Genomic DNA, 22,591 nt, shown 5'->3' on the forward strand with positions numbered 1-22,591 from the left:
GCAGGTGATCATCGCCAGCTTGCATGGCTGGCCGCAGCCGCTCGTCGTGGAAAGCGCGCGTTCGGGGCTTGGCCACTCGTTCCGTCCGGGCCTTTCGGAACTGCTCGACGCGCTGCGCGGGCGGTAAGCCATGGCAAAAGCGCCCAAGGGCAAGAACGAGCCGGTTCGCCCGATCATCGTCAAGAAAGTCACCGTCGTCGCTGCGGGCCACCATGGCGGCGCGTGGAAGGTCGCTTATGCGGACTTCGTGACCGCGATGATGGCGTTCTTCCTGCTGATGTGGCTGCTGGGCGCGACCACCGAGAAGCAGCGCAAGGGCATTGCCGACTATTTCACCCCCACACTGGTCACGGTGAAGAAAGGCAGCGCGGGCTCTTACGGCCTGCTCGGCGGTTCCTCGCTGACGGACGCAGACAAATACCAGTTCCGCGCCGGGCAGACCGGCACCAAGACGATGACGATCCCGCGCGATGCCACTGGCGGCGCGAAGGACGGCGGCACCAAGGCCAAGCGCACCGCCAGCCTGCAGCAGCGGCTCCAGCAAAAGCTGGCGGCGAGCGAGACCTTGCGCAAGCTCGCCAAGCAGGTCCGCGTCAGCCAGACGCCCGAGGGCATCCGCCTCGATCTGATGGATGACGCCAAGTTCTCGATGTTCCGCCTCGGCACCACGCTGCTCACGCCTGAAGCCGCCGAACTGGTGCGCGCCATCGGCCAGGCCATCGGCCCCGATGCTGCGGGCCTTTCCGTGCGCGGCCACACCGATGCGCTGCAATGGAAGCCCGGAGACGCGGCCAACAACTGGTCGCTCAGCGCCGGCCGCGCCGAAGCGACGCGCCTCGCCCTGATGAAAAGCGGCGTCACCGAAAACCGCTTCCGCCGCATCGAAGGCGTCGCCGATCAGGAACCGCTGCTGCCGGACAACCCGACCGACCCGCGCAACCGGCGGATGAGCATCCTGCTGATGAACTGAATGGTCCTCCCCGAGCTTGCTCGGGGAGGGGGACCGCCGCAAAGCGGTGGTGGAGCGGGCAGCGGGGATGGCAGCTATGCGCCAGATTACATCAAAAGCAGTCTTTCCGGAGACGACAACATTGCGGTCGTTCGCGGCTAGAGTTACTCCCGCAAGCGACGGAGGGTGGAATGCAGCTAGTCGAACTGCTCGAAGGTGCATCAGCTTGGGCCGACAATGAAACGACCATCTACGTTGCGCGCCCTTGGTCATGTGATGCGGACGCGGTGCTCGTATCGCCAGCGCCAGCCTCTACTGAGCCGGTGGAGCGCAACGGCAAGCTGTACGACTATTTCTTGGAAACCTTTCTTGCGCGCGAAGTCATCGAAGAACTGGCAGGGTCAGCCGACCAGCGGTGTCAACGGCTGATCGATTACGCAGAAAACGACGCCTAACCGGATGTCCGCTTCCCACGACTTTCCGGCCATAGCCGCTCCGACGCACAAGGTCCGATAGCTGCCGTTGGTTCAGCCTGGCTGCGAAGGGCCGCTTTCCAGCAATCTGAACCGAAACCGGACTTTCCGGACACGACCCCATTGCGGACATTGGACATGTCAATTAACCTGATTTCCTCAACCGGAGATGTTCGATTTGATTGCTTCATGCTCTGCGCGAATAAGTCTCTCTGATTTGTCAGTATGGCTCTACGGCTTTGTTTTTTCGGGCCTGCTCCTGATGCCGCATGTTGCAAATGCCTGCGTCACCAGTGCAGCAATGGCGATTGAAGACATTAGACAAGCCGACGCCATATTCAGCGGTAAGGTCTTGAGTTATGAAATTGTCTCCCCCGGTCGTCCGGATACTCTTGATGATTATGGCGTGATCAAAGTTCGCGTGGTGGAGTCCTTGAAAGGCGATGCTTCGGGAGACGTCCAACTCTACTGGTGGAACTCCACTTTCGGCATGCCTGAAGAGCTGCATCTCACGGAACCAGCCTTGTTTGCGGCAGTAGCTCCGGGCAAAAAAGCTCTTCCGTTGCGAGCGCCTAGCGGAACAATATTCCCAACCCGTCGTGCGGACCTTTGGGAAGTGATGCAGGCACCTTGCGCAGGTGCGTTCATGTTACCGTTTACCAACAGCACTGCAAAGAATGTGCGCGATTTTTTGGCGGGAAAGAAGGTCGATATTTACGATAGGATTGGTCCTACAGACAAGATTTCTTTTCGAACAACGCCTGCGACTCATCGCACAGAACAGGCAGCAAGTCCTGCAATGCTCACGGGAGCAATCGGGCTGTTTGCAATCTTGGCTTCTACATTCTGGATACGGCGACGCAGGCGGAGAATAGATATAAAAGTCGGCCAGCGGCAATGACTGCTTTCCACCCAATTACCGCCATACAACCCAATCGCAGCGCTCCCCAAAACCCGCCATCGCACCCGCCTGCCAAACCGCTTGCACCCACGCCTCCACCCCGCCTAGCCTTCCGCACACCACGGGGCGGGGAATAGAGGCATGATCCACAGGCGCACATTTCTGGCCGCAGGCGCAGCGGGCGCGACCCTTGCCGCCGCGCGGGCCGCCGCTGCGCCGGTCCTTTCCGCCACAAACTTCGGCCTCACGCTCGCGCAGGCGCAGCGGCGCAATGGTTGGATCGAGGTCGATGCCGCCGCGTTCGAGGCCAATATCGCCACGCTGCGCGGGCTGGTCGCGCCATCGCGCATCTGCGCGGTGATGAAGGCAGATGCCTATGGCAATGGCATCGCGCTGCTGATCCCCTCGGTCATCAAGGCCGGGATCGGCGATGTCGCGATCACCTCGAACGACGAGGCGCGCGTTGCCCGCCAGCTGGGCTACAAGGGCCGCCTCTACCGCATCCGCCTTGCCGCGCCGGACGAGATGGAAGACGCGCTTGGGCTGGGCATGGTCGAATTGATCGGCAATCCCGAAAGCGCCGCCCGGCTCGAAGCGATGTGGCTGAAGCGCCGCCCGCGCTTCCCCCGCCCCGTCCACCTCGCGCTCAACGCGGGCGGCATGTCGCGCAACGGGGTGGAGCTTTCAGCCGGTTACGGCAAGGCCGATGCCCGCGCGCTGCTGGCGCTCAAAGGGCTGCGCATCGCGGGCGCGATGACGCATTATCCCAGCGAGGAAGCGCCCGACATTCTCGGCCAGCTCGCGCGTTACAAGGACGATCTGGCCTGGCTGGCGGGCGAGGGCCTCAAGACGGAGGGCCTGATCCGCCACACCGCCAACACCTTCGCGGCGCTGACCCAGCCCGATACCCGGCTCGACATGGTCCGCGTCGGCGGCGCGCTCTATGGCGATCCCGGCACGGTGAGGACGAGCGCGTTCATTCCCGTGCCCACGATCAAGTCGCGCGTCGCGGCGGTCAATCATTACCCTGCGGGCCAGACCGTCGCCTATGATCGCACCTTCCGGTTGGAGCGCGAAAGCTGGCTGGCGAATGTGCCCATCGGCTATTCGGACGGCATGCGGCGCGGCTTCAGCCATGCCAACCGGCCCGAATTTCCGGCGGACAGCAAAAACCGCACCGAAGTCCTCATCCGCGGCCGCCGCGCGCCCGTCGTCGGCAAGGTCACCATGAACACGCTAATGGTCGACGTCACCGAGCACCGCGATGTGCAACTGGGCGATGAAGTGGTGCTGTTCGGCCCGCAAGGCACCGACCGCATCACTCAGGCCGAGTTCGAGGCGAACAGCAGCGCCTATGCGCCTGAAATGCTGGCCGTGCTGGGCGCGGCGCTGCCCCATGTGCTGAAGCCGCGCTAAACACCAAAAACCCGGCGATCCGTGGAGGGATCGCCGGGCCTGATGCGCACCCGGTGGAGAACGGGCTTGCGGGGGGACTTGGGTCTTAACGCAGCAGCGAGAGCACGTTCTGCTGGCTCTGGTTGGCCTGCGCGATCATCGCGGTCGAAGCCTGGCTCAGGATCTGGGCCTTGGCCATCGCGGTCGTTTCTGCCGAATAGTCGGTGTCCTGAATACGCGAACGGGCGTCCGACAGGTTGGTGATGTTGTCGTTCAGGTTGTTGACCGCCGATTCCAGACGGTTCTGGCCGGCACCGAGCGTCGCACGGGTCGAGTTGACGTTGGCAAGCGCGCTGTCGACGTTGTCGATCGTGGTCGAGGCCTTGGTGGCGTCGGTCACGTCGAGCGCCTGCGTGGCCGCAGCGGAGCTATAGGCCGTCAGCGTGCCGCCGAACATCTTCGTGCCGTCGAACGCCTTGCTGACGATATCGACCGTATCGCCGGTGTTGGCGCCGGTCTGGATCGAGAACTTGGCATCGTCCGCACCGGTTGCCGCCGGAGCCGCGCCAACCACCTTGAACACGGCGTTGCCGTTGAACTTGGTGTTGTTGAGCACGTCAGAGATCTGAGCGTTGAGGTTGCCGACTTCCGACTGCATCGCGTCACGGTCGGACTGCTGATACGTGGCCGACTTCGACTGCACGGCCAGTTCGCGGACACGCTGCAGCATGTTGGTCACTTCGTTGAGCGCGCCTTCTGCGGTCTGCGCAAGGCTGATGCCGTCGTTGGCGTTGCGCACGCCCTGGCTCATGCCCTTGATCTGCGAGGTCATCGTGGTGGCAATGGCGAGGCCCGCCGCGTCGTCCTTCGCGCCGTTGATGCGCTTGCCGGTCGAGAGGCGTTCCATCGCCTGGCCAGCCATCTTGGCTGCGCTGTTCGAAGAATTGGTCGCCTTGATGGCGCTGATGTTGGTGTTGATAACCGCCATGGTCTGTCTCCAGTGAGAGGGGTCGTTCCCCGTCTGACGCCGGTCGGGGATCGACGCGGCAGCCACGGCAAAGACCGGCAAAAAGCTGCCGGATTTAAGGGGGGGATCGGCAGCGGCCTGCCGCACCCACGTAGTTACGCTTAGGGCGCGCGCGGAGCTTAAAGTTTCGGCCCGCTTGACGTTTTCGCGCGAAAAACAGCCCACCACGATGGTTAAGGCGCTGGTTAGAAAACCAGCCATGACAGGGCTGATAAAAATGAACATGGATCATGCTGCCGCCGGAAAGGGAGATGCCCACGCCGCCTTGCTGGCACGGGCGCGCTCCGTGCTCGGCAGTTTCACCCCCGCAGGCACCTTTACCTTGCGCGGCGCGGGCGAACCTGCCGCCCCCGGCCTGTTCGATCGCACGGTGCTGCTTTGGCGCGCTGCGCAGTGCGGCATCACCCGCAGCCACGGCGGGCGGCACGAGCTGGCTTATGCCGAAAGCGCCGATCCCGCCGTGCTCGCCGCGCTGATCGCCTGCGCCGCCCCGGCGGGCAGCCCGGTTGCTGCCGATCCCGAAACGCTTTCGATCCTCGCGCTGGCCGAACGCCTTGCCGCGAGCGAGATCCCCGTTCTCATCAACGGCCCCACCGGCACCGGCAAGGAAGTGCTTTCGCGCTTCATCCACATGCGCTCACCGCGCGCCGCCGCGCCGTTCATTGCGATCAATTGCGCCGCGATGCCCGAAACGATGCTGGAAGCCATGCTGTTCGGCCACCAGAAGGGCGCATTCACCGGGGCCAATGCCGCTGCCGAGGGTTTCTTCCGCGCCGCACACGGCGGCACGCTGCTGCTCGATGAAATCGCCGAAATGCCGCTGGCGCTTCAGTCCAAGCTGCTGCGCGTGCTGCAGGAAGGCGAAGTCGTGCCGATCGGCGCAACCAGGCCGATCAAGGTGGACGTCCGCGTGATCGCCTGCGCCAACCGCGATCTGCCCAGCGAAGTCGAGGAAGGCCGCTTCCGCGCCGACCTTTTCTACCGCCTCAACGTCTTCCCCCTTGAACTCACTGCGCTGCGCGAACGTCCGGCCGATGTGGCCCCGCTCGCCTTCGCGATGGTCCTGCGCCATGTGCCGCAAGGCGCGAACGTGCCGTGGATCGGCGAGGGCGCGCTGGCCCTGCTGGAAGCCCACGCCTGGCCCGGCAATGTGCGCGAACTGGAAAACGTGATGCGCCGCGCGCTGCTGCTGGCGGGCGATGCGCCCGAAATCGGCATTCAGCACATCGTGTTCGACCGCCCGGTGCGCGCAGCAGGTGACACCACGCCTGCCGAAGTCGTGCCGATTACCGCAGGCAGCATGCCCGGCGGCAAACTTTCCAACATCGTCCAGCTTTCCGAAACCCGCGCCATCCTCGCCGCGCTCGACAGCTGCGGTGGCAGCCGCGTTGCCGCCGCGCGCAAGCTCGGCATTTCCGAACGCACCTTGCGCTACCGCCTCGCCGAATTCCGCGAGAACGGCATCGCCGTGGCCGGTAATCGGCGATGAGCGGGATCGGGGGGATCGGAGGCGCTGGTGGCCTCCAGCAGATCATGGCGCTGCGCCAGCAGATCATCGATCGCTCACAGTTGCTCCAGCAAGTCCGCACGCCGGCCGCGGGCGCACCGGAAGCCGCGACCGAAGCGCCTGGTGCTAAAGGTGTATCTGGCGGCTTCACCTCCGCGCTCAAGTCGGCGCTCGATAACGTGAATGCCACGCAGGAAAACGCCAGCAAGCTCAGCGAAGCGTATGACAAGGGCGAAGTGACAGACATCGCCAAGGTCATGCTGGCGCGGCAGGAAGCCGGAGTCGCCTTCGAAGCCACGCTGCAGGTGCGCAACAAGCTGCTCACTGCCTACCAGGACATCATGAGGATGGGGGTCTGATAAATGGCTGATCCAGCTGCACCCAGTCTCTCGATCTTCGCCCCGCTCTCCGATCCGGCGGGCGGCTCCATGCTGTCGCGCACCGGAGCGTTCCTCGGCCAGCCGCCGGTGCGCCGCGCGCTACCGTGGTTTGCCGGGGTCTCTGCCGCAGGCCTCACCGCGCTGCTCTATCTGGCGATGGCCCCGGCCCCGCAGCGCGTGCTCTATAGCGATCTCAGCGACAGCGAGCGCGCGCAAGTTGTCGCCGCGCTCGACAAGGCCGCCATTGCCTACACCATCGACAATTCGACCGGTGCGGTCACCGTCGGCGAAAACGATCTCTACAAGGCGCGCATGGTCGCCGCCTCCGATGGCGCGCTCGCCACGCCCGAAACCGGCGCGCAGATGCTCGACAAACTGCCAATGGGCGCGAGCCGCACATTGGAAGGCGAACGCCTGCTCGCCGCGCGCGAACGCGAACTCGAACTCACGATCATGCAGATCGACGGCGTCGAGGCCGTGCGCGTCCACTTGGCCGAGCCGGAAAAGTCCGTGTTCGTGCGAGATAACGTCGCCCCCACCGCCTCGGTCATGGTCAAGCTCGCACGCGGACGCCAGCTGGCAGACAGCCAGGTCAGCGCCATCGTCAATCTCGTGGCCGGTTCGGTTCCGTCGCTGTCGGTCGATGCGGTCAAGGTGATCGACCAGCACGGCCGCCTGCTCTCTTCGGCCAAGCCCGGTGAGACCGACCGCCTCGATCTGCAATCGCGCATGGAAGAAAAGCTGCGCAGCCAGGTCGCGCAGCTCCTCACGCCGATGCTGGGCGAAGGCAATTTTTCGAGCGAGATTCAGGTCGATCTCGATATGGACCAGCTCACCTCCGCGCGCGAAAGCTATGACAAGCAGGGCGTGGTCCGTTCCGAAACCCAGACCGCCAGCCAGAGCCCCGGCGCGGGTTCGGCGGCGGGCGTTCCCGGCGTGCTTTCCAACACACCGCCCCCGCCGACCACCGCCCAGCCCGGCGCGCCCGGTGCACCGCCTGCCCCCGGCACGCCCGGCGCAGCTCCCGTTGCCGGCGCTACGCCTGCGCCCGCCGCCAATGGCGAAAGCTCGTCCGCGCGCACCTATGAACTGGGCCGCGAAGTCGCCGTGACCAACCAGACGCCGGGCAAGATCAAGCGCCTCTCGGTCGCCGTCGCGCTTTCGGGCGCGATCATGGCCAAGGCCAAGCCCGCCGAAATCGACCAGATCAAGCAGCTGGTCACCGCCGCTGTCGGCGCAGACCCGGCGCGCGGCGATCAGGTTGCAGTCGTCGTGCGCAATTTCAGCCCGGTCGCAGTCACGCCGCCCGCGTTCTGGGAAACCCCGTGGTTCGCGATGATCGTGCGCAATGTCGTCGCCTTGCTGGCGGTGCTGCTCACGTTGCTGCTGGGCGTGCGCCCGCTGATCAAGGCGCTCAAACGGGATCCCGCCCCGGTCATCGTCAAGGACAGCGAAGACGCTGCCGCCGCGAAGGACGGCGAAGAGGGCGAAGACAGCGAGGGGGCCGAGGCGGACGAGGACGCGCCCGTGCGTGCACGCCGCCGCAAGAAGATCCAGCAGATCGAGCCGATCATCGATCCCGAAACCGGCGAGATCGACCCCGATGCACTCAGCCGTCAGGTCGGCGTCGCCCAGCGCATCGTCGTCGAACAGCCCGACAGCGCCATCAACGCCCTGCGCCAGCTGCTCAATGAACCCGCGCCGGAGGGGACGGAATGACCACCGAGGCACCCGAAACCGCCGGCGAAATCAGCGGCCCCGTCCGCGCGGCCGTGATGATGATGCTGCTGGACGACAACCACGCCGCATCGCTGCTCGCGCAGCTCGAACCCGCCGAACTGCGCCTGCTGGGCGCGAAGATGTGCGAGATCGGCGAGATCGACGCCGATTCCATCACCCAGGCGCTGCAAGGCTTTGTCGACAATGCGGCGGCTGTCACCATCGGCAACACCGACCGTGTCGATCAGGTGCGCCAGCTGATGACCAGCGCGGTAGGCGATTTCAAGGCCGACAACCTGATGCAGCGCATTGCGCCCGATGCGCCGCGCCCCGGCTCCAGCCTCGAACTCGCGCGCTGGCTCACGCCGCGTGCCCTAGTACCGTTGGTGCAGGGGGAACACCCGCAGGCCCTCGCGGTGCTGCTGGTCCAGCTCGATCCCGATGTGGCGGCGGGCGTGCTCCATGCCCTGCCCGAAAGCCTCCAGCCGCAAGTGCTCCAGCGCATCGCCACGCTTGGCCCGGTTGCGCCCGAAGCCATCGCCATGCTGGAAGACCTGCTCGCGCACCGCATCACCGAATGCCATGGCAGCGCCGCGCTCACGATGGGCGGCGTGCGCGAGGCCGCGGATATCATCAACGCCTCGGCCCGCGCAGTGGAAAAGCGGGTCATGCCGGAAATCGCCAAGGCCGACAAACAGCTCGCCAAAGCCATCGAAAACGAGATGTTCAAGTTCGAGCACTTGTTCGTGCTCGACGAGAAATCGATGGGCTCGCTGCTGCGCGAGGTCGATTCCGATACGCTCATCGCCTCGCTCAAGGGCATTGCCGCCGATCAACGCGAATGCTTCTTCCGCGCCATGTCGAGCCGCGCCGCAGAAGGCGTGCGCGACGAGATCGAGGCACGCGGCCGGATGAAGATGGCCGAAGTGGTCGAAGCGCAGAAGGCCGTCGTAACCGCCGCCCGCCGCCTCGCCGCCGAAGGCACGATCGTGTTCGGCGCGGGCGACGACGACTATGTCTGAACCTGTCCGCATCCTCTCGCTTGCCGAACTCGGGCTTGGCCCCAGCGGCTTTCGCCGCGATCACCGGTTTGGGCGCGATGCTCTGCCCGAGCCGGTGGAGGCCCCGCCCGCCGAGGAGGAAGACCCCGAAACCCGCGCGTTCGCTGCCGGTTATGCGCAAGGGGCCGCTGATGCCGAAGCGGCCTTCAGCGAAGCCATCGCTGCGCAGGACGCCGCCCGCGCGAAGATCGAGGTGGCGTTTGGCCGCCTCGATGCAGACCTGACTCGCGAACTCGAAGCGCGGCTGCGCGATACCGTGCTCGCCCTGTGCACGCCGCTGCTGGCGGACTATGCCGCCGATGCCGAGGCCCTTGCCGCGCGCGTCAAGACCGCCGCCGCCATGCTCGCGCGCGCGGCGGACGAACGCGTGATCCGCCTTCACCCGGAAGACCTCGCGCTGCTTGCCGCGCGCCTACCCGAAGACTGGCACTTCGAACCCGATCCCGGCCTTGAACGCGGCGCGCTGCGCATCGAAGGCACGGCTGGCGGGGTAGAAGACGGCCCCGGCACCTGGACCCGCGCGCTCAGCGAGGCGCTCTCTTCATGCTGAATGCCGCCATCCCGCTCCTCAGCCGCTGCGAGGAAGCCCAGCCCGATTTCGCCCCGCGCCGCTACGGGCTCGTCACCGCCTGCGATGGCGGGCTGCTCGAAGTCAGCGGGCTTTCGCTCCCCATCGGTGCGCAGTGCCGCATTGCGCATGGCTCCGGTTCCCTCCTCGCCGAAACCATCGGCTTTCGCGCCGGTCGGATGCTGATGATGCTGCTCGGCGATACTGTGCTGCTGCGCCCCGGCGCACGCGTCCGCCCCGAAGGCCGCCCCGGCATGCTGCCGGTGGGCGAGGCCTTCCTTGGCCGTGCGGTGGATGGCGAGGGCCTGCCCATCGACGGCGGCCCGCCCATTGCCGCGCGCGCCGAATGGCCATCGGGCGGCGTGCGCACCAGCGCGCTCGACCGCGCGCCCGTGCGCGAACCGTTCGATGTCGGCGTGCGCGCGCTGAATGCGCTCACCACCTTCGGGGTCGGCCAGCGCATCGGCGTGATGGCCGGATCGGGCGTCGGCAAGTCCGTGCTGCTCGATATGATCGCGCATGGCACAGAGGCGGAAATCGTGATCGTCGGCCTAATCGGCGAACGCGCGCGCGAAGTCTCGGATTTCGTCGAAAAGCATATGTCCGGCCCGCGCCGCGCGCGTTCGGTCGTCGTCGCCGTGCCTGCCGATCATGCGCCCAACTTGCGCATTCGCGGCGCGATGCTGGCCACTTCGATGGCCGAATACTTCCGCGCCGCCGGGCATCAGGTGCTGCTGATCATGGACAGCCTCACCCGCGTCGCCCACGCGGGCCGCGAGATTGCGCTGCTGCTGGGCGAACCCGGCGCGGCGCGCGGCTATCCCCCGTCCGCGCTCGCCACGATCACCAAGCTGGTGGAGCGCGCGGGCAATTCGGCGGCCAGCGGCGGCTCGGTCACCGGGCTCTACACCGTGCTGGCCGATGGCGACAACCAGGACGACCCCGTCGTCGATACCGCACGCGCGATCCTCGATGGCCACGTCGTGCTCTCGCGCGATCTGGCGCAGCGCGGGCAGTATCCGGCGATCGACATCGCCGCCTCGCTCAGCCGCGTGATGAACGATATCGTCGATCCGCTGCACCAGATCGACGCCCGCGCCTTCCGTGCGCTGATTGCCAATTATGAAGCCAACCGCGATCTCGTGCTGATGGGCGCCTACCGCGCCGGGGCCGATCCGCAGCTGGACCGCGCGATTGCGATGCACGGCGCGCTGACCCAGTTCCTCAGCCAGCCGCAGCGCGAAGTCGTCCCCATGGAGCGCAGCGTGGCTGAACTTGCCGCGCTGATGGCCGGATGAACGCCGAGCGAACCAAGCTCAAGCGCCTGCGCCGACTGGAGCGCCTGCGCGACATTGCCCGCCAGTCCGCGTTGACCGAAGCCGCCCGCGCCGAAGCGACCCTTGCGCAAGTCGCCAATCTGGAGGCGCGCACTGCCGCGCTGATCGGGGCCTACCGCCTGCGCCGCGACGCGCGCGATGGACAAGAGCTTCAGCAAACGCAGCAGTTCGTCTCCGGCCTCACCCGCATCGCCGATAGCACGGCCGCCGATCTCGTCCGCGCGCGCGAAGCGGCCGATGCCCGCGCCGCCGAAGCCGCCGAGGCCGAGCGCCGCCGCGCCGCGGTGGACGAGCGGATCGAGGCTGCCCGCCAACGGATTGCACGGAAGGTTGCAGAAAATGCGCAGCCCGCCGCATCAGGATCAGGGCCATCAGGGGCGGTTGGCACGCCTCTTGAATAGCAGCCGTTAACCAAGCTTGCTGCTCAAGGATCCGCCCCGCCGATGACCGCGCCCGCCCCCGTCCTGATCTCATCACCAGCCCCGACTGCACAGCCTTCACAGAACGCGCGCATCGCGGCCAATCCTGCTACGGATGTGGGCGAAACCGCCGATTTCGCGGCGCTTCTGGCGCGCGAAACGCCGGGCGCAGCTCCCCTTTTCGGGCTTGTTCCCGCATCTGCCGCAGTGCCCACCCCGGCCCCTTCCGCGCCCGCTGCCTTCATTGCGCCGCCTGCCGCCGATGGAGATGACTTTGCCGTCCCCGGCAATAGCGATGCTGCACCCGGCAAAGTCTTGCCGGTCATGCGGCAAAACCCCGCCATCCATATAGCAACCGCGCAGGATTTCCTCGCTGCCGCACAGACGTTTCAGGCTGGGGCAAAGGCCATGGATCCGGCGCGCGCTGCGCCGGCTGCCGAAACCGCTGAGCCGGAAGCGCAGATGCTGCCCGCCACGGAAGCGTGGCTACCCGTCGCCGCGCTGGCTGTACCCCCCATGGCCATCGCCCTCCCGCCGTCTCCGCAGCCCGCACCCACATCAAAGCTCACCCCCGCGCTTCAGGTAAGCCGCGCCCGCGCTGCCGCGAGCCCGATTCCCGCGCCCATGGCTCCTCCTTCTGCCACTGCCGCGCAGATCGGCTCCCAGAGCACTGCAGATACTCAAGCCGCCACTGCTCAGCTTGCGCCCGCGTCAACACCCACCGTGCGCCGGGCCCCAACCTTGCCCTCGCTCACCACGTTGGCACTCGAAGCAGTGCCTGCATTGGCCCAGCCCGCATTCGGCGCGCCCACCCCGGCAGCGTCCGCGTCAGAAGCCCCCACCCCGGACGCCATGCTCTCGACGCAGGCTCCCGCCCGCGCCCAGCCGCAAACGCCCGGCGCGCCCACCGGCAATTCCGGCACGGCCCAGAGCGCCCCCCCGCCCAAGGCAACCCGCGCGGTTCCGCGCAGCGAGGCCGAACCCGTGCGCTCAGCCGATTTCGCGCCGATGGCTGATACCGCCAGTGCGCTCGCGCTGGTCCAGCCCGCGCCGACATCCGCGCCAGCACCCGCAGCGGGGCAATCCGCAGCTGCCGATCCGGCCCCCGCTCAGGCACTCAGCTTCGATCAGCTCGTCGATTCCATCGCCCGTGCGCGCGATGGGGCCGATCAGGCTGGCCCGGTCGCATTCGCCATGCGCCATGTCGAATTTGGCCGCGTCTCGCTCAGCATCGAAAGCGACGGTGCCGGGCTCTCGGTCGCGATGGCCAGCGCCGATCCTGCCTTTGCCCCTGCCGTCGCCGCTGCGCACGCTGCTGCCGCCAGCACCGAAACCGCCCGCCCGGCCGCCTCGGAAGCCCGGACCGACACCCAAGGCCAGACCAGCTCCGGCACGGGGTTGGGCACGGGGGCTGGTTCTGGCGCGGGCACCGGCCAGCAACGCCAACCCGCCCCGGCCCAGCGCACGACCAACGATCCCACCGGCAATCCGGCCCACGCGTCCGCCACACCGGCTGAACGCCGCAGCGGCATCTTCGCCTGATCCCCTTCCGCAAGACCCTTAAGGACCCACGATGAGCGACAAGAAGGAAAAGGAAGCCAAGCCCAAGAAGAAGGGCGGCGGCATGATGCTCAAGGTTGGCGCGGCCGGGGCACTCCTCGCGGTCGGCGGCGGCGGTGCCTATGGCCTGGTTGCAGCCGGGATCATCGGCGGCGGCGGCGAACACGGCTCCAGCCATGAAGACAAGAACCCCAAGCTCATCAAGAAGGGCGAGGAAGATCCCTATGCGCCCGCCGCCAAGGAAGGCGAACATGGCGGCGAAGGTGGCGGCGGCCATGAAGTCGATGGTGAAGGCGGCAGCGAATACCGCGCGGCCTATTTCAGCTTCTCCGAAGACTTCACCTCGAACATGAAGGATTCCGACATGCTGGTGCAGGTCAGCCTCGCCTGCTCCACGCACCGCGATTACCGCGTGATCCTGTGGCTGCAGAAGCACGAGCTGGCAGTGCGCTCCGCGCTGCTTACTGCGCTCGCCGATACGCCCGGTGAGGAAGTCCAGTCGGCCGAGGGCAAGGCCCGGCTGCAGAAGCGGCTGGTCGCCACGATCAACAAAGTCCTCACCGATGCCGAAGGGTTTGGCGGGGTCGACTCCGTCTACTTCAAGACCTTCATCGTCCAGTAAGCCGCGCGCATCCTGCCATGAAACCAGCCCCATGAAACCTGAACGCTCCCTCGTCGCCCAGCGGCCGCTTGCCCGCCACAGCGCGGCGCTGCTCCGCCCGGCCCCCGCCGCAGCAGAGCTGCTGCCCCTGCTGGCGCGTGCGGGCGATCAACTGGCGCGCAAGCTGCGCCTTACGCTCGCGCCGCTGCATGGCGGCGAAGCGGTGGCGGTTGAATGCAGCCAGCCGGAAGAAATGATCGCAGGCGGCTTTGCGCCGCAGGGCCTCGTTTCCATTAGTCTCCACGCTGCCGGCGGGGAAAACCATCCGCTGCTCTCGGTGGTCGAAGGCGATACCGTGCTGCGCCTGCTGGACCGCGCCTTCGGCGGTCCGGGCGAAGCCCCCTCGCCGCTCCCGCGCGAACTCCCGCTTTCCGCTGAACTGATGGTCCAGCGCATCGAAACGCTGATCGCGGCTCCGCTGGCCGCGACGCTGGGCCTTGAACCGGGCATCAGGCCACTGCGCCGCGCCGCCACGCTGGCCGAACTCGCCGCCATGGCCGAGGACACCGCGCTGGCGGTGCTCACTTTCGCGATCCGCGAAGGCGCGCGTCCGCCCTGGACCTTGCGACTCGGCTTTCCGATGGCCGCGCTGGCCGATCTTACCGGTGCCGCGCGCACCGCGCCTGCCCCCAAACGGGCAGCCGCGCCCGCCAGCCCGCTCGATGCGCCGTTTGCCGAAATGCCGCTCTGCGTGCGCGCAGTGCTGGTCGATGTGCCACTGCCGCTGTCCACGCTCTCCGCGCTCGAAGTGGGGCAAGTCCTCGCCGTTTCCGTTGCGCGCAGCGTGCCCTTGCGCATCGGCGAAACGCTTGTCGGCCACGGCACCATCGGCGCGGTGGACGACCGCGTCGCCCTTCAACTCACCCAGCTCGCCTGATCCGGCGCGCTTTTGCAGGATAGAGACATGACCTTCCAGACCCGCGGCTTCGAATTCCTCAAGGATGTCGACGTCCGCCTGACTGTCGAGCTTGGCCGCACCGAAATGAAGCTCAAGGACGTGCTGTCGCTCACCGAGGAAAGCGTCGTCATGCTCGACCGGCTGACCGACGAACTGCTCGATGTGATGGTCAACGGCAAGCTCATCGCGCGCGGCGAAGTCGTGGCGCAGGGTGAACGCTTCGGCCTGCGCATCGTCGAGCTGCTCGGGCAGGAAGAGGGCAAGGCCTGATGCTGTGGTATCTGCTCAAGCTCGCGGTTGTCCTGCCGCTGATCGCGGGGCTGGCGTGGGCCAGCCTGAAGTTCGCGCGGCGCATGGAAAGGCGCTTCAGCCCCACCGGCGGGCAGCGCAGCGTCAAGATCATCGAAACGCAGTGGCTTGGACCCGGCCAGCGCATTGCCGTGCTGGAGTTTCGGGGGCGCGAGATCCTCGTCTCCGCCTCGCGGCAGGGCCTTGTTCGGCTCGCCGAAGTGCCCGCGCGCGCGGTCAGCGAGGATTGATCCGGTGAAGCTCAGGCATCTCCTCGCCTTCGCGGCAGTCCTGCTCCTCGGCCTCGCGCTTCCGGCCCATGCCGCCGATGTCGCCGCAGCCGCCGCGCCTGTGGCTACCCCCACGGGCACCGCCATTCCCGGCGCGCTCGACCGCGCCTTCGGCCAGATCGCGGGCGCGCAATCGGGCGGCTCGCTGTCCTTGTCGCTCCAGCTGCTCCTCATCATGGGGCTGCTCACCATCCTGCCCAGCCTCGTGCTGATGATGACCAGCTTCACGCGCATCCTCGTGGTGCTGGCGATCCTGCGGCAGGCGCTGGGCCTTCAGCAATCACCGCCCAATCAGGTGCTGATCGGGCTTTCGCTGTTTCTCTCGCTGTTCATCATGGCCCCCACGCTCGACAAGGTGAACGCCAACGCGATCCAGCCCTATTCAGCGGGCACCATCAACGCCGAACAAGCCGTCGCCTCGGCCGGGACCGAATTTCACGCCTTCATGATCCGCCAGACGCGCGAACACGATCTCCAGATGTTCGCCGCCATGGCCAAGGCGCCCAAGTTTGCCCGCACGGTGGACGTACCCTTCTCGATCCTCCTCCCCGCCTTCGTGACGAGCGAGCTCAAGACCGCGTTCCAGATCGGCTTCATGCTGTTCCTGCCGTTCCTCGTGATCGATCTCGTCGTCTCGTCGGTGCTGATGAGCCTTGGCATGATGATGATGTCGCCCACCGTGGTTTCCTTGCCGTTCAAGCTGCTGCTCTTCGTCCTCGTCGATGGCTGGGCGCTGCTCATGGGCAGCCTCGCGGCAAGTTTCGGCTGATGAACGACACCGCCGCTCTCCTCGCTCTGGCTGACCGGATGCTCTGGGTCACCGCGCTTGTCGCCGCGCCCGTGCTGCTCGCCAGCCTTGCCGTCGGCCTTGTCGTCGGCGTGGTCCAGGCCGCCACCTCGATCAACGAACAGACGCTGACTTTCGTGCCAAAGCTCGCCGCCATCGCGCTCGTGCTGGTGATTCTGGGCAGCGCGATGATGGGGCTGATCGGGGATTTCCTCGTCGAGATCTTCGCCCAGATTGCGCAGACCGGGAAGTGAGGACCGGCAAATGATCGCGCTCAACTTCGGCTTCGGCGCGCTGGAAGCGGAATTCTGGCGGCTGCTGTTCGTGATGACGCGGATCGGCGCGGCGCTGCTGGCCGCCCCGTTGTTCGGCGCCAATACGGTGCCGATGCAGCTGCGCATCAGCCTTGCCGGGGCCATCGCGGTAATGATCTGCGCGTGGACGCCGGTCGCTGCGCCGCCCGCGCTGTTCACCCTTTCGGGCCTGCTTATCACCGCGCAGGAAGTGCTCATCGGACTCTCCTTGGGCTTCGTGCTGCAATGGAGCTTTGCCGCCCCGCTGATTGCCGCTGAAGTGATCGGGGGCTCGATGGGCATGAGCATCGCCTCCACCGCCGATCCGGTCAGCGGCGCGCATTCGCCGGTGCTGGGCCAGTATTTCTCGGTCATGCTCACCGTGCTGTTCCTCGGCCTTGGTGCGCATCTCACGTGGTTTGCGCTGATCGTGGAAAGCTATCAGGCCTTTCCGCCGGGAGCCGCGTGGTTCACGCCGGAACGGATGCTGCTCGTCACCGGGTTCGGCGCGCAGATGCTCACCGCCGCGATTGCCATCGCGCTGCCGGTCACGCTGCTGCTCCTGCTGGTGCAGGTCATGACCGGCGTGATCAGCCGCTCGGCCCCCAGCCTCAATCTCTTTTCGCTGGGCCTGCCCGCAGGCGTGCTTGCGGGGATCGCCGCGCTGATCCTCACCGCCCCGCTGCTGACCGACCGGTTGAGCGACCTCTCGCTCGCCGCCGTCACGCAGGCGGCGCAGATCCTGAAGCCCGCCCATGGCTGAGGAAACGCCGGGCGAAAAGACGTTCGACCCCACCGAGAAGCGCCGCAAGGACGCCGCCCAGAACGGCGACGTTCTCCGCCCGCGCGAACTCGGCATCGCGGTCAGCGTGCTGGGCGGCGCGGCGTGGCTCCAGTTCGCAGGCCCCTGGGTGCTCGCCAGCCTGCAACGCACCGCGCGCACCGGCCTTGTGTGGGACCGCGCGAGCATCGAACGGTTTGATGCTGCCCCGCTGATCCATGCTGCGCTGCTGACCGCGCTGCCGCCAGTGTTCACGCTGGGCGGCCTGCTGATGGCCGCCGCGCTGATCTCGCAGCTGGGCCTTGGCGAAGGACGCTGGGTAGGCGGCAATCTTGCGCCCAAGGCCTCACGCCTCAATCCGCTTTCGGGCCTCAAGCGCATGTTCGGGCCGCAAGGCTGGATCGAACTCGCCAAGGGCCTTGCCAAGCTCGTGCTCCTCGGCACGATTGCCTGGGTCTGGTTCAAGGGCCGCCTGCCCGCGCTCGCCGGTCTCGGCAATGGCAGCCTCGGCGGGCAACTGGCCTATAGCTGGGATGCGCTGCTGGCCCTGCTCTATGCGCTGGGCGGCGGCCTCGTCGTCATCGCGCTGATCGATTATCCCGTGCAGTGGCTGCGCCGGATGATGCGCCTCAAGATGTCGCTGCAGGATCTCAAGGACGAATCGAAGGAAAGCGAAGGCTCGCCCGAACGCAAGGCGATGATCCGCCAGCGCCAGCGCCAGATCGCGATGGGCGGCCTCGCCTCGGCGATGAAGGAAGCGCAGTTCGTCATCACCAACCCGACGCACTTCAGTGTCGCGCTTGCCTATGATCCGGAGAAGGCCCCCGCCCCCGTCGTGCTTGCCAAGGGGCGAGGGGAAAAGGCGCTGGCGATGCGCGAAATGGCCGCCGAAATGGCGCTGCCGATGCTGTCCTCCCCGGCCCTCACCCGCTCGGTCTATTTCACTACGCGCGAAAACCAGATGATCCGCGAGGAGCTCTATGCCGCCATCGCTGCGGTCCTCGCCTTCGTGCTGGCCCTGAAGCGCGGCGATGCCCCGCTGCAGCCAAACGTCGATGTCCCGCTCGAACTGCGCTTCGATGCCGAAGGCCGTCCGGAATTGGGTACTCCGGCGGCTTAATCCGCCTGAACATCCGCCGTACTGGAAAGCATGGCTACCACCTCCGCCACGTCCTCGTCTTCGGCCACCGCCAGTCTGGTGTCCACGCTCGGCGCGGGCAGCGGGATCAACATGGCGAGCCTGGCGGAGCAGCTCGCCGCCGCGCAATATGCCGCGCGGCTCGATCAGATCACCGCGAAGTCGGACAAGCTCACAACTCAGATCTCGTCCGCATCCACGCTGAAGAGCATGATCTCCAGCCTTGCCTCCTCGCTGGGGGACCGCGTGCGCACGGGCGATCTGGCCGCGACGCCGCAGATCGCCAATGCCTCGGTTGCGCAAGTCAGCAAGGGCGCGGCCACCGGGCGCGGCACTTCGCTGCTCGAAGTCACCTCGCTCGCCAAGGCGCAGACGCTCGTCTCGCCCGCCGTTGCCAGCGCCACCACGCCCGTCGGTGCGGGCACGCTTACCGTGCGCTTCGGCACCATCAGCGGCAACACCTTCACCGCCGATACGGCGCGCACGGCGGTCGATATCACGGTGCCCACGGGCGCGACGCTCGATACCGTCGCCAGCGCCATCAACGCCAGCGGTGCGGGCGTGACGGCCTATGTCGCCGCCGGGACGAGCGGGCCGCAGCTGGTGCTCAAAGGGCAGGACGGCTCGGCCAATGGCTTCGTGCTCGAAGCCACCGAAAGCCCCACCGAACCCGGCCTTGCCGCGCTCGCCTGGAATCCGGCCACCAACCTCACGCGCCTCAAGACGCCCGCCACGGACGCAGCCTATGTGCTCGACGGTGTGGCGCGCACTTCGGCCACCAACGTCATCAGCGATGCCGCCCCCGGCCTTTCGCTGAAGCTCACCGCCACCAACACGGGCGCGCCCACCACGATCACCTACAGCGATCCGGGCGCGGCGATCACCAGCGCGATGCAGGACCTGACCTCAGCGCTCAACGAGATGGTGACCGAGCTCAATTCCGATACCAACCCCGCCACCGGCGCGCTCAGCAACGATCCCGGCGCGCGCACCTTGCGCCGCCAGCTCACCACGCTGGCCAGCGCGCAAGTCATGCCCGCGAACACCACCGGCGCGCCCACCACGCTGGCGGACCTTGGCCTCAAGACCAACCGCGATGGCTCGTTCAGCCTCGATACCGACCGCCTCGCCGCCACGCTCAAGCGCGATCCCATCGGCACGGGCGCGATGTTCACCACCGGGCTGTTCGGTGTCTACTCCACGTTCGACAAGCTTGCTCGCACTGTCTCCTCCAGCAGCGATCCTTCCTCGCTCGGCGGCACGATCGCGCGGCTGACCAAGCTGCAGACCACGCTTGGCACGCAGAAGAGCACGATGGCGACCAAGCAGGAAGACCTGCGCCAGCGCCTCGTCTCGCGCTTCGCCAAGCTTGATACCAATGTCACCGGCTCGAAATCGACCCTGTCGTTCCTGCAGGCGCAGATCGACGCCTGGAACGGAAAGAACAACTGATGCAGCTGCGCCGCGATCCCGGAGAGACCTACCGCCGCGTCGATTTCGATGCGCGGGTCAAGGGCGCCAGTTCGCTCCAGCTCGTCGCGCTGTGCCTCGAACAAGCGGCCGGTTCGCTCGGCCGCGCGATCTACGCGCAGGACCACGCCGACAACTCAGCGAAGAGCGCCGCGCTCACCCGCGCCGTCGCCGCGATCACCGCGCTCGAGCTCGGCGTGGACAGCGCGCATCCTGCGGGCCAGCCGCTGCTGCAGCTCTATCAGGCCGCCCGCCGCACGATCCTCGATAGCGCGCTGCGCTTCGACGCCCCGCGCCTTGAAACGATCCGCACCGATCTGCTGGAAATCCGCGAGGCGATGCTGGCAACGGCAAACTGAAGCTTCGCAGAACCCGCTTGCCAAGCCCGCCGTTCGGACGGACACTTGGCCCATGCTTCGCATCAAACCGCGTCTTCCCGCGCTCGGCCTGCTCTGCGCCTTCGCCGTCGCCGCATCGTCGCTTCAGGCTGGCCTGCCCGGCCTCGAGGCAGCATTCCCCGCCGCCACGCACCCCGTTGCGGGCGATGAATGGCCCCATGTCGGCGGAGATCCAGCGGGCACGTGGTTTTCAGGCCTGACCGATATCAATGATCGCAATGCAAGTACGCTCGGCTTTGCCTGGGTCTACGACATGGGCACAGAACGCGGGCAGGAAGCCACGCCGCTCGTCATCGACGGGGTGATGTATACCTCGGGCGTCTGGGGCATCGTCTATGCGCTGGATGCCGCCACCGGGAAGCTGCTGTGGACGTTCCATCCGGGCATCGATCCGGCCTCGGCGCGCAATGCCTGCTGCGATACGGTGAACCGCGGCGTCGCCGTGCGCGGCGGTGTGGTATTCGTCGCCAGCGAGGACGGGCGGCTCCACGCGCTCGATGCGAAGACCGGTGCGGAAAAGTGGACCGCCGACACGATCATCAGCCGCGAAAAGTACACCTACGCCTCCACTGGCGCCGTGCTGCTAACCAGCGATTCGGTGGTCATCGGCAATTCGGGCGCCGATCTGGGTGATGGTTCGACCCGCGGCTACATCTCGGCCTGGGACATCCGGACGGGCGCGTTCAAGTGGCGCTTTTTCACCGTGCCGCCGCCGCCCGGCCAGCCCTTCGAACATCCCGAGCTGGAAATGGCGGCGAAGTCGTGGGGCGCTGGCCATGATGGCCGCTATCAGAACGGCGGAACCGTGTGGGACGGGCTGTCCTATGACGCTCAGACCGACCAGATCGTGTTCGGCACGGCCAACGCATCGCCCTATTCGCGCGTCCAGAATGCGGCAGAGCGGCGCGATGACTTGTTCAACGCCTCGATCATCGCGGTCAACGCCAAGACCGGGCGGATGAACTGGTACTATCAGGAAACGCCGGGCGACGCGTGGGACTATGACGCAGTGCAGAAGTTCGTCTTCGCCAATATCCCTGTTGGTGGGGGCGAAGCGCGCCGGGTGGTGATGCAGGCCTCGAAGAACGGCTTCTTCTACACGCTGGACCTCAAGACCGGAAAGCTGCTGGCAGCCGATCCCTTCGCCTATGTCAACTGGGCAACGCGCGTGGACCTCGCCACCGGGCGGCCGCAATTCACTGAAACCGCTGACTATTCGGCCAAGCCGAAGAACGTCTACCCATCTTGGGCCGGGGCGCACACGTGGAACCCGATGTCGTTCAGCCCGAAGACCGGGCTCGTCTATATCCCGACGATCGACCAGCCCAATGTCATGATCAACCTGCCCGCCAACAAGGGCAAGCTCGATCACCTCGAAGGCTTCTTCAATGCCAACGGCATCATCCCGGACGACACCTATGACGAAGCGACGCTGACCCGCCTGTTCGGCCCGATCCCGACCAAAGCCGAACTGCAGCAGGAACGCGGCAAGACCAGTCTCGTGCGCGAAGTGCTCAAGGCGTGGGATCCGGTCGCCCGCAAGGTGGTGTGGGAACAGGTCACCTCCGAAGGCAATCGCGGCTATGATGGCGGGGTGCTCTCAACTGCCGGCAATATCGTGGTGCAGGGCCGCGGCGATGGCACCTTGCGGGTCTATAACGCCGCCACCGGCGCGCAGCTCGCTGCGATCCAGACCGGATCGCACATCATGGCCGCCCCGATGACCTACCGGATCGGCGGAGTGCAATATATCGCCGTGCAGGCAGGTTATGGCGGGGTTGGCATCAGCTATCCGCTGACCCCGGCGCAGGCAGCCTATCGCAATCGCAACGCCAACCGCATTCTTGTGTTCAAGCTGGGCGGCAGCCCGGTGCCGCAACCCGAACCGCGCCCCGATCCGTTCACTTATCCCGAACCGCCGGCGCTGAAGACCACGCCCGCGCTGCTGGCGCATGGCGAGGCGAAGTTCACCGAATTCTGTTCGCGCTGCCACGTGCTCGGCCCCGGCGTCACGCCCGATCTCTCGCGGCTGCCGCGTGAAGTCCACGGCATGTTCAAGGATATCGTGCTCAAAGGCGCGCTGGCCGGATCGGGCATGGCGCCGCTGAACGACATGGTCAGCGAATATGATGTCGAGGCGATCCAAGCCTACCTCATCAATACGCAGCGGGGGGGCTATGAAGCGCAGCAGCGCAAGGCCCCAGCCAGATAGAAAAAGCCCGCCCCCACGCGGGGTGGGGACGGGCCAGGGTCGGCGTTCCGGGGGGAATGGAAACGCCTCGGGGTAAAGG

The 22,591-nt window shown here is 66.6% G+C and carries 24 protein-coding genes and 1 pseudogene; 24 read left to right on the forward strand and 1 reads right to left on the reverse strand.

What is annotated here, in order from left to right; genetic code table 11:
* The 5 genes and pseudogenes from CFE35_RS16960 to alr form a co-directional block, all read left to right on the forward strand.
* A pseudogene (locus CFE35_RS16960) lies at positions 1 to 127 on the forward strand (flagellar motor stator protein MotA); the annotation flags it as partial.
* A 3-nt stretch (positions 128 to 130) separates the two neighbouring features.
* Positions 131 to 970 (forward strand): flagellar motor protein MotB, encoded by an 840-nt coding sequence (locus tag CFE35_RS16965; protein WP_292932339.1) that lies wholly within the window; start codon positions 131 to 133, stop codon positions 968 to 970.
* Between the two features lie 170 nt (positions 971 to 1,140).
* Positions 1,141 to 1,404, forward strand: coding sequence for a hypothetical protein (locus tag CFE35_RS16970; protein ID WP_292932341.1), 264 nt, complete (start codon positions 1,141 to 1,143; stop codon positions 1,402 to 1,404).
* Positions 1,405 to 1,591: 187 nt separating this feature from the next.
* Positions 1,592 to 2,323, forward strand: a complete 732-nt coding sequence (locus CFE35_RS16975) for a hypothetical protein (protein ID WP_292932343.1) — start codon at positions 1,592 to 1,594, stop codon at positions 2,321 to 2,323.
* 141 nt (positions 2,324 to 2,464) lie between these two features.
* Entirely contained in the window at positions 2,465 to 3,739 is a 1,275-nt protein-coding gene (alr, locus tag CFE35_RS16980) for an alanine racemase (RefSeq protein WP_292932345.1), read from the forward strand.
* Between the two features lie 85 nt (positions 3,740 to 3,824).
* On the opposite strand, the gene CFE35_RS16985 is transcribed toward alr, so the two are convergent.
* Positions 3,825 to 4,706: a flagellin gene (locus CFE35_RS16985; RefSeq protein WP_292932347.1), complete on the reverse strand. Its 882-nt coding sequence runs from the start codon at positions 4,704 to 4,706 to the stop codon at positions 3,825 to 3,827.
* 256 nt (positions 4,707 to 4,962) lie between these two features.
* Between CFE35_RS16985 and CFE35_RS16990 the strand changes: the two genes are divergently transcribed.
* From CFE35_RS16990 to CFE35_RS17080, 19 genes are read left to right on the forward strand one after another with little or no spacing between them, the layout of a single operon-like run.
* Positions 4,963 to 6,234, forward strand: coding sequence for a sigma 54-interacting transcriptional regulator (locus CFE35_RS16990; RefSeq protein ID WP_292932349.1), 1,272 nt, complete (start codon positions 4,963 to 4,965; stop codon positions 6,232 to 6,234).
* A complete protein-coding gene (gene fliE / locus CFE35_RS16995; RefSeq protein ID WP_292932351.1) occupies positions 6,231 to 6,611 on the forward strand; it encodes a flagellar hook-basal body complex protein FliE in 381 nt (126 codons plus the stop codon). Before CFE35_RS16990 ends, fliE begins: the two co-directional genes overlap by 4 nt.
* A 3-nt stretch (positions 6,612 to 6,614) precedes the next feature.
* Positions 6,615 to 8,351 (forward strand): flagellar basal-body MS-ring/collar protein FliF, encoded by a 1,737-nt coding sequence (gene fliF, locus CFE35_RS17000; RefSeq protein ID WP_292932353.1) that lies wholly within the window; start codon positions 6,615 to 6,617, stop codon positions 8,349 to 8,351.
* Positions 8,348 to 9,373: a flagellar motor switch protein FliG gene (gene fliG, locus CFE35_RS17005; protein WP_292932355.1), complete on the forward strand. Its 1,026-nt coding sequence runs from the start codon at positions 8,348 to 8,350 to the stop codon at positions 9,371 to 9,373. Before fliF ends, fliG begins: the two co-directional genes overlap by 4 nt.
* Entirely contained in the window at positions 9,366 to 9,962 is a 597-nt protein-coding gene (locus CFE35_RS17010) for a FliH/SctL family protein (RefSeq protein ID WP_292932357.1), read from the forward strand. Before fliG ends, CFE35_RS17010 begins: the two co-directional genes overlap by 8 nt.
* Positions 9,956 to 11,278 carry a FliI/YscN family ATPase gene (locus CFE35_RS17015; RefSeq protein WP_292932359.1) on the forward strand — a complete coding sequence of 441 codons (1,323 nt, stop codon included), beginning with the start codon at positions 9,956 to 9,958 and terminating at the stop codon, positions 11,276 to 11,278. The genes CFE35_RS17010 and CFE35_RS17015 overlap by 7 nt, the downstream gene beginning before the upstream one ends.
* Positions 11,275 to 11,718 (forward strand): hypothetical protein, encoded by a 444-nt coding sequence (locus CFE35_RS17020; RefSeq protein WP_292932361.1) that lies wholly within the window; start codon positions 11,275 to 11,277, stop codon positions 11,716 to 11,718. The genes CFE35_RS17015 and CFE35_RS17020 overlap by 4 nt, the downstream gene beginning before the upstream one ends.
* A 42-nt stretch (positions 11,719 to 11,760) precedes the next feature.
* Positions 11,761 to 13,278 (forward strand): hypothetical protein, encoded by a 1,518-nt coding sequence (locus CFE35_RS17025; protein WP_292932363.1) that lies wholly within the window; start codon positions 11,761 to 11,763, stop codon positions 13,276 to 13,278.
* A 31-nt stretch (positions 13,279 to 13,309) separates the two neighbouring features.
* A complete protein-coding gene (locus CFE35_RS17030) occupies positions 13,310 to 13,918 on the forward strand; it encodes a flagellar basal body-associated FliL family protein (RefSeq protein ID WP_292932365.1) in 609 nt (202 codons plus the stop codon).
* A gap of 31 nt (positions 13,919 to 13,949) precedes the next feature.
* On the forward strand, positions 13,950 to 14,834 hold the full coding sequence (locus CFE35_RS17035) for a FliM/FliN family flagellar motor switch protein (RefSeq protein ID WP_292932366.1): 885 nt from the start codon (positions 13,950 to 13,952) through the stop codon (positions 14,832 to 14,834).
* A 27-nt stretch (positions 14,835 to 14,861) separates the two neighbouring features.
* Positions 14,862 to 15,125: a flagellar motor switch protein FliN gene (fliN, locus tag CFE35_RS17040; RefSeq protein ID WP_292932368.1), complete on the forward strand. Its 264-nt coding sequence runs from the start codon at positions 14,862 to 14,864 to the stop codon at positions 15,123 to 15,125.
* Positions 15,125 to 15,394, forward strand: coding sequence for a flagellar biosynthetic protein FliO (locus CFE35_RS17045; protein ID WP_292932370.1), 270 nt, complete (start codon positions 15,125 to 15,127; stop codon positions 15,392 to 15,394). The genes fliN and CFE35_RS17045 overlap by 1 nt, the downstream gene beginning before the upstream one ends.
* Before the next feature lie 4 nt (positions 15,395 to 15,398).
* Positions 15,399 to 16,202, forward strand: coding sequence for a flagellar type III secretion system pore protein FliP (fliP, locus tag CFE35_RS17050; protein ID WP_292932371.1), 804 nt, complete (start codon positions 15,399 to 15,401; stop codon positions 16,200 to 16,202).
* Positions 16,202 to 16,474: a flagellar biosynthetic protein FliQ gene (locus CFE35_RS17055; protein ID WP_292932373.1), complete on the forward strand. Its 273-nt coding sequence runs from the start codon at positions 16,202 to 16,204 to the stop codon at positions 16,472 to 16,474. The genes fliP and CFE35_RS17055 overlap by 1 nt, the downstream gene beginning before the upstream one ends.
* A 10-nt stretch (positions 16,475 to 16,484) precedes the next feature.
* Positions 16,485 to 17,276, forward strand: a complete 792-nt coding sequence (gene fliR, locus CFE35_RS17060; RefSeq protein ID WP_292932375.1) for a flagellar biosynthetic protein FliR — start codon at positions 16,485 to 16,487, stop codon at positions 17,274 to 17,276.
* Complete coding sequence (locus CFE35_RS17065) at positions 17,269 to 18,414, forward strand: flagellar biosynthesis protein FlhB (RefSeq protein ID WP_292932377.1); 1,146 nt, start codon at positions 17,269 to 17,271, stop codon at positions 18,412 to 18,414. Before fliR ends, CFE35_RS17065 begins: the two co-directional genes overlap by 8 nt.
* A gap of 30 nt (positions 18,415 to 18,444) precedes the next feature.
* The gene (gene fliD / locus CFE35_RS17070; RefSeq protein WP_292932379.1) at positions 18,445 to 19,884 is read left to right on the forward strand and encodes a flagellar filament capping protein FliD; all 1,440 of its coding nucleotides are present in this window, start codon (positions 18,445 to 18,447) and stop codon (positions 19,882 to 19,884) included.
* Positions 19,884 to 20,261, forward strand: coding sequence for a flagellar protein FliS (locus CFE35_RS17075; RefSeq protein WP_292932381.1), 378 nt, complete (start codon positions 19,884 to 19,886; stop codon positions 20,259 to 20,261). The genes fliD and CFE35_RS17075 overlap by 1 nt, the downstream gene beginning before the upstream one ends.
* 52 nt (positions 20,262 to 20,313) lie before the next feature.
* Complete coding sequence (locus tag CFE35_RS17080) at positions 20,314 to 22,512, forward strand: PQQ-binding-like beta-propeller repeat protein (protein WP_292932383.1); 2,199 nt, start codon at positions 20,314 to 20,316, stop codon at positions 22,510 to 22,512.
* Positions 22,513 to 22,591 lie beyond the last annotated feature (79 nt).

It is taken from the genome of Novosphingobium sp. PASSN1 (assembly GCF_002278815.1).

Coding starts and splice junctions, on each gene's coding strand:
- CFE35_RS17020 (WP_292932361.1), top strand. CDS start 11,275: ATGAACGCCGAGCGAACCAAGCTCAAGCGCCTGCGCCGACTGGAGCGC.
- CFE35_RS16970 (WP_292932341.1), top strand. CDS start 1,141: ATGCAGCTAGTCGAACTGCTCGAAGGTGCATCAGCTTGGGCCGACAAT.
- alr (WP_292932345.1), top strand. CDS start 2,465: ATGATCCACAGGCGCACATTTCTGGCCGCAGGCGCAGCGGGCGCGACC.
- CFE35_RS17015 (WP_292932359.1), top strand. CDS start 9,956: ATGCTGAATGCCGCCATCCCGCTCCTCAGCCGCTGCGAGGAAGCCCAG.
- fliF (WP_292932353.1), top strand. CDS start 6,615: ATGGCTGATCCAGCTGCACCCAGTCTCTCGATCTTCGCCCCGCTCTCC.
- CFE35_RS17065 (WP_292932377.1), top strand. CDS start 17,269: ATGGCTGAGGAAACGCCGGGCGAAAAGACGTTCGACCCCACCGAGAAG.
- fliG (WP_292932355.1), top strand. CDS start 8,348: ATGACCACCGAGGCACCCGAAACCGCCGGCGAAATCAGCGGCCCCGTC.
- fliE (WP_292932351.1), top strand. CDS start 6,231: ATGAGCGGGATCGGGGGGATCGGAGGCGCTGGTGGCCTCCAGCAGATC.
- CFE35_RS16975 (WP_292932343.1), top strand. CDS start 1,592: ATGTTCGATTTGATTGCTTCATGCTCTGCGCGAATAAGTCTCTCTGAT.
- fliN (WP_292932368.1), top strand. CDS start 14,862: ATGACCTTCCAGACCCGCGGCTTCGAATTCCTCAAGGATGTCGACGTC.
- CFE35_RS17080 (WP_292932383.1), top strand. CDS start 20,314: ATGCTTCGCATCAAACCGCGTCTTCCCGCGCTCGGCCTGCTCTGCGCC.
- CFE35_RS16985 (WP_292932347.1), bottom strand. CDS start 4,706: ATGGCGGTTATCAACACCAACATCAGCGCCATCAAGGCGACCAATTCT.
- fliR (WP_292932375.1), top strand. CDS start 16,485: ATGATCGCGCTCAACTTCGGCTTCGGCGCGCTGGAAGCGGAATTCTGG.
- CFE35_RS17055 (WP_292932373.1), top strand. CDS start 16,202: ATGAACGACACCGCCGCTCTCCTCGCTCTGGCTGACCGGATGCTCTGG.
- CFE35_RS16990 (WP_292932349.1), top strand. CDS start 4,963: ATGAACATGGATCATGCTGCCGCCGGAAAGGGAGATGCCCACGCCGCC.
- CFE35_RS17075 (WP_292932381.1), top strand. CDS start 19,884: ATGCAGCTGCGCCGCGATCCCGGAGAGACCTACCGCCGCGTCGATTTC.
- CFE35_RS17025 (WP_292932363.1), top strand. CDS start 11,761: ATGACCGCGCCCGCCCCCGTCCTGATCTCATCACCAGCCCCGACTGCA.
- CFE35_RS17045 (WP_292932370.1), top strand. CDS start 15,125: ATGCTGTGGTATCTGCTCAAGCTCGCGGTTGTCCTGCCGCTGATCGCG.
- CFE35_RS17010 (WP_292932357.1), top strand. CDS start 9,366: ATGTCTGAACCTGTCCGCATCCTCTCGCTTGCCGAACTCGGGCTTGGC.
- CFE35_RS16965 (WP_292932339.1), top strand. CDS start 131: ATGGCAAAAGCGCCCAAGGGCAAGAACGAGCCGGTTCGCCCGATCATC.
- CFE35_RS17030 (WP_292932365.1), top strand. CDS start 13,310: ATGAGCGACAAGAAGGAAAAGGAAGCCAAGCCCAAGAAGAAGGGCGGC.
- CFE35_RS17035 (WP_292932366.1), top strand. CDS start 13,950: ATGAAACCTGAACGCTCCCTCGTCGCCCAGCGGCCGCTTGCCCGCCAC.
- fliD (WP_292932379.1), top strand. CDS start 18,445: ATGGCTACCACCTCCGCCACGTCCTCGTCTTCGGCCACCGCCAGTCTG.